Genomic DNA, 13707 nt, shown 5'->3' on the forward strand with positions numbered 1-13707 from the left:
TGTTTTATCGCTCAGGGCTTCTTCATCGCTCAGGGCTATTTGTTTGCTCAAGGCTGTGACCCTTGTTAGTCACTAGCGTGCTAAAAAGCCGCCGTCGACCGCAAGGATATGGCCGTTAACATAGTTGCTTGCTGCGCTCGCAAGAAATACTGCTGCCCCTGCTAAATCGTCGCTTTCTCCCCAGCGGTTAGCTGGAATGCGTGCACAAATTTCAGCACTGCGTTTTTCATCATCTTGCAGCGCTTGGGTGTTATCGGTTTTGATATAACCTGGGGCAATAGCGTTTACCTGGACATTGTGCTGTCCCCATTCATTCGCCAGTGCTTTTGTTAATCCGGCAATGGCATGTTTGCTTGCAGTGTAGGCAGGAACAGTAATACCGCCCGTATAACTCAACATTGAGGCAATGTTGATGATCTTGCCTTGCTCGCGCTCTACCATCTTCTTGCCAATAGCTTGGCTAAGTAGGAAAGCTGAATCGATGTTGACCGCAAGTACGTTTCTCCATTCGTCAAAAGGAAAGTCGGTGGCGGGCGCTCTGAAAATAGTGCCACCGTTATTGAGCAGAATGTCGATATGACCTTTAACGCTCAACGCATCTTCGGCAAGTTTAACGACAGCGTTGGCATCGGCGAGGTCACCATCTAGTGCCATTGCTTGCCCGCCTTTACTTTGAATTTTACGTAATGTCTCATCACAGCCTCCTGGGCGAGAGCTCGCGCAGATGACAAACGCACCTGAAGTGGCGAGTGCTAAGGCAAGCGCTTGACCTATACCTCTGCTTGCGCCTGTCACTAATGCTGTCTTACCTTCTAGGCTGAAATTGACCATGTGATTCACCTCTACCATCTGCGTTATCAAATGCCTGACTTTCATCGACATACTAAGTTGAAATATCTCGTTAACAAAATTTAAAATAATTGCCACCGGTGGCATTTGTCAATATATTGTTTACAAATATCGTAAATTAGTTAAGCGCGTTAACAATCAATGGAGAGCATAAAAGTGATTAAATTGAGTAAGATAGGTCTAATTTTGGTGCCATTATTGGCAAGCTGCTCACAGGGGAATTTAAATTCTGCTTTGTCTGTTAAGGTGAAAAATCCAGCTAATGGTGGTGAGGGAAAACAAGTTTTCGAGATTTCACTGCCCCCTAAATATGCAGGCTGGAAGTTAAAGCAACACCCTTCAGAATGGGTAGAAAATGATGAAGGGAAAGCGGTGCTTTTAGGTGCGGCATCTATAGTGCCAGGCAAGAGCATATCGTTGGAACTTTTACCACCCAAGCAAGTTTCAAATAATAATGTTCAAGACAGAGCGCACGCGGAACTTTCAGTAAGAACGGGAGGGGAGTGGCAAGACGCAGCATATAGCGCTGAAGGCTTTACGTTTGAAGAGGTCACTTCGTTTACGTCACCCCCTCAATTAACCGACCATTCTTATTTTTTGCGTTACGAAGGGCCTGGTTGGGAGTCTGACCAAATGGGCTATCGCCTTTATCTAGATTGGCGCAACGCAATAGATGTCTTCGTTAAAACTGATGACAGTGTAGTGTTACCCGAAGTTGGGCAAGACGGTTATGATAGCTATCACACTTTATCTCAGTGGGGCGGAGACGCGCTTAAAGTTGGCAAATCGTTGGGAGTGGGTGCACTAGGTCGATTAATAGAACAAGAAACCCAAGACTCCTCAACGCAGGCAGTCATGCATTTTCAGCATGTAGAGAATACGCAATACCAATTGGTATCGGATTCTCAGTTGCGGGCTGAGTTCGAGGTTAGCTACGAAGGGTGGACATCGTCTTATGCGAAAGAAGACAGCATCGACGTTACCACGCACTATCGAATTGATGCGTTCGACCCAACGACCCATATCAGTGTTTCTGTATCAGAGCCTTCGGATAATATTGTCGCAGGTTTAGTGGCACATGATGGAATGCAGGTGATTAAAGCCGAGCACGGCGATTGGGGCGTGATAGCTACTTGGGGGGCTCAAAGTATCTTGGCAGATAATGACAACTTAGGATTGGCCCTTGTTTACCGGTTAGATCAGGCCGAAAAGGTATTTGAGGGTGAACATGACCACCTTGTGTTGTTTAAACCTTCAACCGCTTTTGACTATAAAATTCTTGCGGTTTGGCCCAAGCGAAGCACCGATATACAAACTGCCAAGCAATTCGAAGATTATTTGGTTAATAAATTAAAAATGTATAGTCATCCGCTTACCATTTTAAATTAAGCGGCATTGCTCAATTTGGCGAGTAGAATATTGTTTTATGCTGTGGCCTGATGATCTTTGATGCAGGGCAAAGATCAACAGGCTCTAGGTCCGTTTAATCGTTATGGTGTATTTTTGTGTTTTTGCCTTGTTCGTACATTTCTTTTTAATATCTTCCGCAACGTTCTTTAACTATCTCGACATTGACTTTTCAAGTATTGAGTCGAGTTAAACCTCTTAGATAGCCCCATGAAACAAATAATTCATAAACTGACTAAGTGGACCACTCTTTCTTAATTGAACATTCAATAACCCTAAGCACTGCGCCGCCTTCATGTACGTTTACTCTCCTTTCCCTTTTACTTTCAGGTTGTTGTGTCAAAAATCTTTCATGTTGGAGTCAATAACTTGTCACCCAAGTGTCATAAATCTTATCCACACTCTTTGTCCGCTAAGACCATTTAGCGAGGTAAGCCATCTGCTCTCCTCATTTCTAATTATAAAACAAGTATAAGCAAGGAACCGTAATGAAAAGCGAAACTCTTCGTGGAATTAAGTATTCAGCGATTGCACTAGCAGTAACACTTGGCATGTCTGCCTGCTCACTAGAGGGTGATGATGGTGAAGACGGGGTTCAGGGCCCAGTAGGTGAACAAGGCCCAACAGGCGAACAAGGACCTGTAGGTGAGCAGGGCCCAGAAGGTACTACAGCAGGCACGCTTACTCGTATTGCGACTGTTCCTCTTGGCGCAGAAGTTACCGGTATTTTCCTAACTGATGAAGGCGACCTGTTTTTCAATGTACAGCATCCATCTGGTACGAATGCAGCAACGACAAGTGTTAACGACATGCCTATCAATACAGGTACTGTGGGTGTGCTAGCAGGCGCTAACTTCAATAATCTGCCGGTTACATTACCAAATTCACCTGTACCTAGCTCTGACGAAGAAAAAGAGCTAGTGGTGTCTGCTATTGGTCAATACCAAGTACTTGGGCAAACGGGTGATACTTTCGGTACTGACCTTCCTGAAGGTTTAGGCCACATTTACACACTCGATGGCGAAGAGCTAGTTCTTGAAAACGATATGCCTGACTTTAACGGCTTTATTTCAACTGCCGAAGGCGAAGGGTATCTTTTCTCTAACTGGGAAGAACTACCTGGCGGTATGAGCCGCATGAAAGTAGAAAAAGACGAATTTGGCATGTGGGAAGTAACAGAAGCCATGATGCTCGACTTCTCACCAGTGTGGGGCACGGCAGCAAACTGTTTCGGCTCAATGTCACCATGGGGTACGCCGCTTACCTCTGAGGAGTGGGTGGTTGATTCTGCGGTAGATACCACAACGTCTCCTAGCTGGAATAACCCAGAAGCAGTATCTACAGATGCACGCTTAGGTCGCATGTGGCAGATGACGGCACCAGATGCGCCAAACCCTTACAACTATGGTTATATTGCGGAAGTAACAGAGCCATTGGCTGATGAGCCGGTAATTGTTAAGCACTTCACGATGGGTCGTTACGAGCACGAAAATTCAACAGTAATGCCTGATGGAAAAACTGTTTATCTTTCTCAAGATGACACCGGCGGCGTACTATTTAAGTTTGTTGCAGACACGGCAGAAGACTTATCTGCAGGTACGCTTTACGGCGCTAAACTAACTCAAGATGCAGGGCAGAATGACCCGGCAACTACAGGGTTTGCTGTTGAGTGGGTAGAGCTAGCTAGTGGCGACAATATGACTATTCGCGCATGGATTGACGAGTACAACGGTATTGGTACTGACGATTACGTAGATGGTCAAAGCTCTTATATCACTATGGCCGACGTTCAGGCATGGGTTGATGGCGATGCAACGTATCCAACAGTGGAAGAGGGTGGTTCTAGCGTAACGGCTGGCCAACCTATGGACGACCGCGTGGCGTTCCTAGAGAGCCGTGCAGCAGCCCGCCTTAAAGGCGCCACGGCAGAGTGGAGAAAGCTGGAAGGTATCTCTATTAACCAGAAGCGTGCGCAAGAAGCTGTTGAGGGTGTTGATACGATTGAAGGTGAAGTCGTAGACAATGCATACCTTTACATCGGCATTGCTGATATCGATAACACGATGATCGATGGTGAAGGCGATATGCAGCTTTCTGCCCGCGTTAAAGATTGTGGTGGTGTTTATCGCGCCAAGCTAGAAGAAGGCTACAACATTTCTCGTATCGAACCTGTAGTGATGGGCGGTACGTACCGTTCAAGCCTCACAGGTGCTGAGCGTTGTGATGTTGAGCAGCTTTCTCAACCAGACAACGTTGTAGTTATGAACGACGGCCGTATTCTTATCGGTGAAGACGGTTTCCAAGAGAACAACACGCTGTGGATGTATGAACCAGCAGATAAGTAAGTTTTCTCTTTAATTTAAAATACGCCGGGTGTTTACACACCCGGCTTTTTCCGTTGTGACCATTATGAAAATACTAAAAATAACTTCAGGTGTAGGCATTCTGCTTTCACTACTTATCAGTGCAGGGTGTACTGAAAGCACAAATGCTGATTTAAACAATCAATCAAATACCGGCATGAGCACAAGTACTCACTCTGTGAATGGGAAAGGGCCTTCATCAGAGCAGACAAACGTCGACAATGTGCACTCTTACCCTTATCAAGAAGGGGACGATATTCCTGCTCTGGCATACATTGAACACAATGAAGTGTATAACCCTGAGTCGGTGATACCTCCCCAGTGCTATACCAAAACAGAAGGCGTAAATAACCCTTGCTACGCATGTCACCAAAGTTACGATTCTTTAGAAAAGCGCCCTAACCAAATGGGCGATGGTACCTTGCAGGGCAACTATGAATTTTCCGATGTGGGGCTAACAAACAGCTGGAAGAATCTGTTTATTGACCGCACATCACTTATAGCGGGTATTGACGATGCCACAATAAAAAAATACGTAGAGCAAGATAACTACACCGCTTCACTTAAAAAACACGCAATGCCAGAGTACATGCGTATTGAAAACTTGAGCGCCGCTGAAAAAGCCTTTGATGGCGACGGTTTTGCTAAAGATGGCAGCGGATGGGTGTCATATAACTACAAACCTTTCCCAAGTACTTTCTGGCCGACCAACGGGTCGACGGGCGATGCTATGATTCGCCTTCCAGAAAACTTCCAAACGCTAAATGGCGACTACAACAAAGCTATTTACACATTGAACCTAAGCCTAGTTGAAATGACGCTAAAGGAGCTTAATAAACTAAGCGTAGCGCCAGTAGATGAGACTGCCATTAATGTAGACGTTAACCAAGACGGTGAGTTGTCGCCATCTGTAACTGAAATTGTTCGCACCTCACATTATCTGGGTGATGCGAGTGCTGTTCCTCTGGCTCATATGCTTTACCCTGAAGGCACCGAGTTTTTGCATACCGTACGCTACATTGGCGTGGATGATAACGGGAATATTTATAATGCGCCGCGCATGAAAGAAGTGCGTTATATGAAAAAGCATATGTTTAGAAGCCGAGAAAGCCTAGCTTCTGCCTATTATGCTGAGGCAAAAGATAAACATTTTGAAAAGCTGCCTCAAACTCGCTACCTAGGCGAAAAGGGGATAGACAACGGCTTTGGTTGGACAATCAATGGCTTCATTGAAGATGAGCAGGGTGAACTGCGTGCGCAACACGATCAAGAGCTAGCGTTTTGTAACGGCTGTCATAAAACAGTAGGGTCAACCTTTGACCAGACATTTTCATTTGCCCGTAAAGTTCCTGGCGAGGCAGGGTGGGGGTATATTGATTTGCGTGCCATCGAAGATGTGCCAAATATCAATGAAGAAAAAGGCGAATTCCTTACCTACATGGAGCGTGTAGGCGGTGGCGACGAGTTTCGTCAAAACGGCGAAATGCTAGCAAAGTGGTTTGACGAAAAAGGTATGGTTAAAGCGGAAGAAATGCAGCGTGCTAAGTCGGTGTACGAAATCATCACGCCTTCGCCAGAACGCGCTTACGCGTTAAATAAGGCCTACTTAACCATAGTGAAAGAGCAAAGCTATTTGTTTGGTCGCGATGCTACGCTTACCGAGGCAACCAATGTCTTAAGTAATATTGATGCAGCGCAACCACCATTAAAGCCTGAACACCGGTTTAAGTGGGATATGAGGCTTAACTGGCAACAAGGCAAGCCGAGCGCTATCGCAGAAGCACAATAACGCTCGCTCCATTTGCTAAAATAATGCTCGCGAATTACAACGGGTTCGCGGGCATTATTTCAAATTGTATTGGTTTATATCGAAAGTTGTTAGATTCACCAGCAGAGCAAGCCGTTAACCCTACAATCATATCCATTTTAGCTTCAAATATAGTGTAATCGCCGGCTTTTGACTTCGGCGGCAAAACAGCGATTTTACCCGTACTGTCTACCTCAACATTCATAAATGTATTGAAGGTCGTGCATACATGATGCTCTGGAATATCAAATTCAGCAAAAGCGGCAACTAAGTTACCGTGACAACCAGGAACTGGCTCTTCATTGGGGTAGAAGTGTTTGAAGGTATTTACGCTACAAGGCGTTAGTAAAAAATCATGATCCTCTACCTTATCTTCGATAATTTCGAACATGATGTTGCTTTGATTTGAATATAGCAAACTGCCTTCTTTGAATTTAAGGCTCTCGTTATAGTCCAAACTTCTGCCCGAGGAAATGAACTCATCCTTATCATGCTCGTTAAAGGCATAAAGGTCGGCCACTTGTTCCCCTTCAGGGTCAATGACTTTAAGGCGTTCACCTTTTTTGATAGTAAATGCAGTACCGCTTCTTGGCTGTATTGTTTGTCTCATACTGTGCCTTTTATATTTTAAGAGTTAATTTTCTACTTGTTTAAAGGGGCACTCCCAGCTTTCTGAGTGCTTTTTACCACTGTATTGATAAACTTCAGAACTTTCACCATGGTTAGCAAGCAATGGGTTTTTACTGCCGCAATAGGCGGCATCACGCTTCCTGATATGGTCTCTAAATGCTTCAAACTTCTGTTGTTTACGAAGCAGTTCAAACTGTTCGTGTAAATTAAATACAATTGCGGGGTGAGAAAAACGGCGGCTCTTTCTAGAGGCATTTGGGTGCAATCCAATTACGAAAAAGCCTTTCCCACCAAGGCTTAAACTGAATTGCGCACTATGCGGATCGCTTGATACTTTGCTATCCCAACTTTTTAAGCATGCGTCTACTTCATGAAGACGTTGAAGTTTTTCCCATAAAATCTTATCAAACTCAGTTTCGGTAATGGTATCGGGCTGTTCGAAGGTAACCACAAGTGAGGAGTACATATCACGGTTCAGCTTGAATGCTTCCACGAATTTGTGAATTGAAGCCAAGATATCAGGTTCATTACTTTCGCAGTAGATATCGTCAAATTGCAGAACGTGTATTTGCTTCTTAGTTAGCGCCGATTTAGCGCCTACACAGGGGAAGTCACCTTCCCCTACAAATGATAAAAAACGGTGTGTTAGATCGGGTTTAAGTAAAGACATTCCATATCTCCCTATTCAAACAGTGCCGCTCATTCCTTTTAAAGAAATTAAGCCGTGTTGCTTAAACGCTCTTGATTTTTAGCTGGCGAATGAAACGAAGTGAATTCGTATCCCGTAGAAGCCGGGGCAGCGCTTGAACCGCTCGTATCTATTTTGATTGAGTCATCTTCCTGCTCGGGCAACTGAATAATCTTCAATCCCTTTTCTTCATAGTTTGACTCGATGAAGCCTTTATCCGCGTAAGCTTTGAGTACTTCAGTGCAAGGGTAGAAGCCCCATTTAGCGTGAAAGCGCTGTGCATTATGTACAAAGTCTAATAAGTGATTGACTGGGCATTGATAATTAGGGCGCTGTGGAGCGAAAGTGCGGGTGGGCAACTGTTCTAATGAGTAGCCAAGTGCACGGCAGTTGGTGAAAAAGTCTTCGTCGTTTAGTCCGAAACCCGCGTAGCCTTCATCGAAGCCGCCGGTTTTCTGAAAGTCTGTCTTACGAATAAAAAACACTGTAGAACAAATACTATCGTCACTAAACTTTCCATGATTATTTTCCTGATCTCTTGAAGGTATTTCGTTGTTATCATCGCCAGGTAACGTTTCGTCGTTACTTGCTAGATAACCTATTTGCTGTTCATTTTTTGAAATGTCTGAAAACGGCTTGTTGCAGCGTTCGTTGGGTAAAAAGACGACCGAAGTAAACACCACCGTGTTGTCTTTCAACGCCAAAAGTCCATCTTTACAAAGGGTAGGTGATATAACCGCATCAACATTTAAGTAAACAAGGTTTTCATGCTTAGCCGCCAGCATTCCCTTATTTCGCGCTTTCGCAATTGGTAGTTCTTCTTGGGTAGTGAACTTGTGCACAATATCGAATTTTTCGCTTTGAATGAGGGACAAGTCAGAAGGAGGTGCCATCCACACAATAACAAGTTCATCTGGCGTTGGTGAGCATTGCTCCAACTGCGAAATCAAATTGCAAAGCTTCTCGGTTCTATTTTTAACAATAGTTACTGCACTTACTGGTGAACGCATACTCAACCTCCTTTGCTAACCTTTCTAAAGCCCTAGGCTTAAACGGTGTGCCTTGTACGTTATACTTTCGTATAAAGCAAAGAGTGCTCCAAAGTTGCAAGTTATTGAAGATGTGTGATTTTTTTGTTTTTATTTGCCAATTCAGCAGTGACGAGGTTTAAAAGCGAGCAAGAGCTGCAAAGAAAGAGAAAAATTTACAAACCAAAAAAGTGGGCAGGTTTTTTAGTGAAGTAACTTTGAAAACAGGTTATTTTCACCATTCTTGAAGTGGGTGCCTAGTGTACGTGCCCGCTATGCGCAAAGCTTAGTCAGATAAAAGATAAAGAAAAGCTAACTCAGTTTATAACCTATACCGTATACAGCCTGAAGCGGCGAGATTTCGTCATCCTGCATTAGCTTATGGCGTAAGTTTTTCATGTGGCTATCAATAGTGCGATTGCTAACGACGCGACCGTCCACATAGCCTTTGTCCATAAGCTGTTCTCTGGAAAATACATGTCCTGGCTTTTCTATAAATGCTTTAAGCAATCTAAACTCAACTGGAGTGAGCTCTATGGTTTGGTTTCTTCTTTCACAGACATAAGCGTCTAAATCTAACGAAATATCTTTGAATACTAGTTGTCTCGAGCCTTCACCACTTATGTTATTAGTAGTTTGCGCTCTTCTTAAAATAACTTGTACGCGAGCGACAACCTCACGTGGAGAAAAGGGCTTGCATATGTAATCGTCGGCTCCTGCATCTAACCCAATAAGCCTGTCTATTTCATCAATTCGAGCGGTTAGCATCAAAAGAGGCACATTTGAAAACTGCCTAATTTGTTTGCATAAGGTTAGTCCATCTACCGCAGGCAACATGCGATCGAGAATGACTGCGCTAAAGGTGTTTTCTCTAATTTCAGAAATAACCTGTTCACCGCTATGCAGTACTTTTGTGTTGAAACCCTCAAGAGTAAAGAAATCTACAAGTATTTGGGCAATTTTCTCTTCGTCTTCAACAATTAGGACAGGATATTGAGTAGACATTAGATAACATTTCCCCTAATCGGTAGCTCGATTGATATTTTAACTCCTCCAAGCTCAGAACTCGCAGCGTTTATCGTACCTTTGTGCGCTTTAATAATTGACTGACTTATCGATAAACCTAAGCCAGCGCCTTCAGTTCTCCGTTTTCGAGATGAATCCTCTCTATAGAGAGGGTCAAATACTTGCTTTTCATTGCCGGTGGTTATGCCAGGTGCACTGTCTTCTATGTCGATGGTGGCTTTATTTCCGGTTTCAACTAATGTGACCCGAACTTGGCCTGGAGAATCTGTGTATTCAACACTGTTGCTCAAAACATTCGAAAACACTTGGCGCAGCCGTTGAGCGTCCGCATGAACTTCTATATTGCTAGGAATATAAGTACTAACGGTAATGCTTTTGGCCTCTAAAGCTAGATTAAACTGTGCCAAACTATCATTTAATAAGCCGCCGATATCAACCACCTTGAAATCGAAATGCATGCCTCCTATATCTGATAAGGACAACTGATATAAATCATTAACCAAGCGTGTTAAACGGCTAACCTCGTCTTGGAACGAAGCGAGTTGTACTTTATCGAACTGCCTGACACCTGCTTCAACTAATTCCATTTCACCAGCAAGTATTGATAGCGGCGTGCGCAATTCGTGAGAAATATCTGCCAACCATTGTTTTTGCGTAGCCTCATGTTTTTGTAAAGCCTCTGAAAGAGAGTTAATGTCTTTCATTAACACGCCAAACTCATCGCTGGGCGGCTGCCTAAATTTTACATCGTACTCGCGTCTAGCGAGTTGTTCGACAGCTTTTACTATCTTTTTAAAGGGCGATAAAAGTTTAGGCACAATGATCACCGCAGTAATCAATGAAACCAGTAATGCTAATGCGCCTACAGCGATAAATGATGTGCGTTGCTGTCGCATAAACTCTTGCGCCATTGTAGAGCTTGGTGAAGGTGGTAGATAGCTTTCCAATGCGCCAATCTTGCGACCTTCGCTAACAATAGAGACAGATACTTTAATATCTTGGTTAGTCGCAGCGTCGCTAGGCATACTGCCAGCTATGACGTTACTTTGTGAGTCAAGTAATGTAGTAGGAGGGCCTATATGCTGTTGGTCCCGACTAGGTAGCTGATAGGCGCGTCTTTGTGGAGGATGCTGATTGATACCTCTATGTTCTTGGGCTCCAAACTTGCGCCCAGGCGGAGGGGGGCGATTACTTTGGCGAGAAAATGCATAGGGCGATATACCTTCCCAGCTTCGCTCATTCAGTGCGTACTCTAACGCGAGCATTTCTCCAAGCTGACTGAGCCGCTCTTTTTCCTGAGCTATAATAAATTTGTTGAAACCTTGTTCAAAACTCCAACGGGCAGTAGCGAGCGCAAGCATTAAAGACATGCAAGAGAACGCGAGCAAAATGATAGTAAGTTTATGAGATAACTTCATATTTCGAGTATAGCGACCTAGGGGCCATCTCTACAATATCCACAGCCTGATCAACCCTCAAATCATGGGTTAATACTCATGTTCTGCACTATTTCTGCACATTTAAATTCTATGATTGGAACGATAGAGCCGGCGCTATTTGCGGTCACTGCATTTGGCACCGATTACAGTAGATTTTGTATATATTTCGAATACAGAAGTAAGGAGTAGTAGCAATATGAATAAGACGGCAATGTTAATTGGTCTACTTAGTTTGAGTACCGCCGGTTGCTTCGCGAAAGGCGATAGAGAACATCCAAGACAACCACCTCCAGAGGCTATAGAAGCTTGTGAAGGAAAAGCTGAAGGCGAAACCGTATCTTTTGAAACACCAAGAGGTGAAACCGTTGAGGGTACGTGCACGCTAAAAGATGATACCCTTGTCGCAATGCCAGAGCGCCGCCCGCAAAGGTAATTTTAAATTCTTCATATAGCGCGGTGTTGTACGATGTTTGTTATGTCGTTTTTCACCGCGTATTTAGTGCGTAATAGCTTTGCCCCCGATATAAATTTTGATATGCTTACCTAGTAGGTTAAGCATTACATTTCAATAGTTTGCATATTCCTACAATTATTACTTAACACGTTTCCTTTCGAGTAAAATTCGTCTTTTAAAATTGGTGTTTACTCATTCAGAGTGTAGGTAAATCTTCAGCCTTACTTGTAACGTATTAATTTCTGTATTTCGTATTTTTCTTTGGTGGACAAAGGCTGTGGAATTACAATCGTCTGTAATTATTCGAAACTATGACAAGCAATCTCTAAAATTGGTTGATGTTATTTCAGGTATCTCACCAAACGCTATGCGTAGAGTCTTCGGTGGTTGGATATTTTTTGCGGCTGTTGTTGGGGTTATTGTAAGTGTGGCCCCTGATTTAAGCGCGCAGTTTATTGGTTTAACACTTTTCGTGCTTGTTGCTTTTACACTTATCATGTTCGGGCAAAGTAGAATAACGGAAGGCTGGCCTGCTATCATTTGTGACAATGACTATATCGGTGTGGTACGCGACCCCGTAAAACGAGAGTATATTTGTGTACGCTCAGCTTTGGTTAAAGACGCTAAGCCTACGTTGATAAAGCCCAATAAAAAAGCCATCGAGATTATGCTAGATAGCGATCAACTTCTTGCAAAGGATCAAGAAATCCTTAATCAAGCAGTTTGGCCAAGAGAGCATAGCTTAATTGGTTTGGCACACTTCAAAAAGCGTGAAGAGGCTTGCGACAGCCTCATGTGGTGTGTAAAGCATCGTGGGGCTCGTTAAACATCATTGAACCGATTTATCCTTTGTCGGTCATTAACGCAAGTTCGGTATAAAGAGGGTAGTGATCAGATCCCACACCCTCTAACTTCTCAATGTTTACTAAACCAAAGTGTTTAGAGTGAAAAACGTGATCTAGCGGCCACTTCACTAATGGGTACTTTGCGTGGAACGTATTAAAAAAGCCTCGGCCTTCCCTAGGGTCTAATAGGCCGCTTATTTTCTTAAAGTTCCTGGTAGTAGGTGACCACGCGACGTCATTTAGATCGCCTGCGACTATGATTGGACCTTCTGTTTTAGCAATTTCCTCGCCTACTACGGTCAACTCGACATCCCTAGGTTTAGCATAGGTATTTTCCGTAGGGCTTGGCGGTTTTGGATGAAGAAAATAAAGCAGCACATCTTGACCATGATGATTAATTTTTACCCTCATAGATGGCACATCGTCTTCTATCATAAAACGAAGTGTAGCCTCTTCAAATGGGATTTTGCTGTATAGATGCATGCCGTAAAGGTTTTCTAGAGGGCAGAATTTGCGGTAAGGATATTCTGACTCTATTTCGCTAATGCCCTTCTGCCACTTTTCATTAGATTCAAGAGTAACCAGAAAGTCGGGGTGTTTATTGCGCACATGCTCGATGAGCTTGCGAAAATCGTTGTTTGGCATATATACGTTACTGGAAAGCACGCTAAGTTTACGGTTCGTGTCCTCATTACCCACGCGTTGTACTTCACGCTTGTACAGGGGAGTGTAGGGGATTATCCAGACAACTTGGTAAATCAGGCTAACAATTAAGCCTACTACCAAAATTAGCGAAAGGCTATTTAATGGGGCGTAGTACGATGCTTTAAAAGCGTACCCAATAAGTAATAAAGAAATAATAGCTGCTATTTGAAGTCGTGGAAACTCCCATACTCTTACCAACCAGTGTGAAGAGGGTAAAAGGGGAGCCCAGCTTACAGCGATAAAAAAGACTGAAGCAGCAGTGAGTGCAGTATCCATGTCTAGATGGTCCTTGAGTAAAACTGACAAAACACATCTTACCTAAACCAAGAAAGTTAGTTGGTATGTCAAAGGCGATGTAGATGATGTGAAAACAATAGTTATAATTACGACGGTTTTCTAAAATAAGTTTAACCTTACCTTTCTATTGAGCGTCAGTATCTGTGCATGGTTCTATGGATCTTTTCAA

At 43.6% G+C, this 13707-nt stretch carries 12 protein-coding genes; 5 read left to right on the plus strand and 7 right to left on the minus strand.

The annotated features are described in order from the left end of the window. Positions 1-72: 72 nt before the first annotated feature. Positions 73-831, minus strand: coding sequence for a glucose 1-dehydrogenase (locus tag ACYX4N_RS09595; protein ID WP_476053854.1), 759 nt, complete (start codon positions 829-831; stop codon positions 73-75). Positions 832-1005: 174 nt separating this feature from the next. Here ACYX4N_RS09595 and ACYX4N_RS09600 point away from each other — a divergent pair, with 174 nt between their 5' ends. From ACYX4N_RS09600 to ACYX4N_RS09610, 3 genes are all read left to right on the plus strand, one after another. Beyond that, positions 1006-2238: a DUF4861 family protein gene (locus ACYX4N_RS09600; RefSeq protein ID WP_476053855.1), complete on the plus strand. Its 1233-nt coding sequence runs from the start codon at positions 1006-1008 to the stop codon at positions 2236-2238. Positions 2239-2744: 506 nt separating this feature from the next. Next, complete coding sequence (locus ACYX4N_RS09605) at positions 2745-4601, plus strand: alkaline phosphatase PhoX (protein ID WP_476053856.1); 1857 nt, start codon at positions 2745-2747, stop codon at positions 4599-4601. A 64-nt stretch (positions 4602-4665) separates the two neighbouring features. Further along, positions 4666-6408: a hypothetical protein gene (locus ACYX4N_RS09610; RefSeq protein ID WP_476053857.1), complete on the plus strand. Its 1743-nt coding sequence runs from the start codon at positions 4666-4668 to the stop codon at positions 6406-6408. Positions 6409-6442: 34 nt separating this feature from the next. Here the strand turns inward: ACYX4N_RS09610 and ACYX4N_RS09615 are convergent, their stop codons facing one another. The 5 genes from ACYX4N_RS09615 to ACYX4N_RS09635 all read right to left on the minus strand — a co-directional run bounded on the left by ACYX4N_RS09615 (position 6443) and on the right by ACYX4N_RS09635 (position 11216). Next, positions 6443-7036 (minus strand): DUF1989 domain-containing protein, encoded by a 594-nt coding sequence (locus tag ACYX4N_RS09615; RefSeq protein ID WP_476053858.1) that lies wholly within the window; start codon positions 7034-7036, stop codon positions 6443-6445. Positions 7037-7060: 24 nt separating this feature from the next. Beyond that, a complete protein-coding gene (gene gntA, locus ACYX4N_RS09620) occupies positions 7061-7726 on the minus strand; it encodes a guanitoxin biosynthesis heme-dependent pre-guanitoxin N-hydroxylase GntA (protein WP_474806191.1) in 666 nt (221 codons plus the stop codon). A 47-nt stretch (positions 7727-7773) separates the two neighbouring features. After that, on the minus strand, positions 7774-8754 hold the full coding sequence (locus ACYX4N_RS09625; protein WP_476053860.1) for a glycosyltransferase family 2 protein: 981 nt from the start codon (positions 8752-8754) through the stop codon (positions 7774-7776). A gap of 330 nt (positions 8755-9084) precedes the next feature. After that, positions 9085-9777, minus strand: a complete 693-nt coding sequence (locus tag ACYX4N_RS09630; RefSeq protein ID WP_476053861.1) for a response regulator — start codon at positions 9775-9777, stop codon at positions 9085-9087. Continuing rightward, positions 9777-11216, minus strand: coding sequence for an ATP-binding protein (locus tag ACYX4N_RS09635; protein ID WP_476053862.1), 1440 nt, complete (start codon positions 11214-11216; stop codon positions 9777-9779). Before ACYX4N_RS09635 ends, ACYX4N_RS09630 begins: the two co-directional genes overlap by 1 nt. Positions 11217-11433: 217 nt before the next feature. Between ACYX4N_RS09635 and ACYX4N_RS09640 the strand changes: the two genes are divergently transcribed. Together ACYX4N_RS09640 and ACYX4N_RS09645 are read left to right on the plus strand one after the other, a co-directional pair. Beyond that, the gene (locus ACYX4N_RS09640; RefSeq protein WP_474859094.1) at positions 11434-11670 is read left to right on the plus strand and encodes a hypothetical protein; all 237 of its coding nucleotides are present in this window, start codon (positions 11434-11436) and stop codon (positions 11668-11670) included. Positions 11671-11968: 298 nt separating this feature from the next. Then, the gene (locus tag ACYX4N_RS09645; protein WP_476053864.1) at positions 11969-12517 is read left to right on the plus strand and encodes a hypothetical protein; all 549 of its coding nucleotides are present in this window, start codon (positions 11969-11971) and stop codon (positions 12515-12517) included. Between the two features lie 16 nt (positions 12518-12533). On the opposite strand, the gene ACYX4N_RS09650 is transcribed toward ACYX4N_RS09645, so the two are convergent. Beyond that, the gene (locus tag ACYX4N_RS09650; RefSeq protein ID WP_476053865.1) at positions 12534-13517 is read right to left on the minus strand and encodes an endonuclease/exonuclease/phosphatase family protein; all 984 of its coding nucleotides are present in this window, start codon (positions 13515-13517) and stop codon (positions 12534-12536) included. Positions 13518-13707 lie beyond the last annotated feature (190 nt).

It is taken from the genome of Alteromonas sp. ABH4_452, assembly GCF_056311825.1.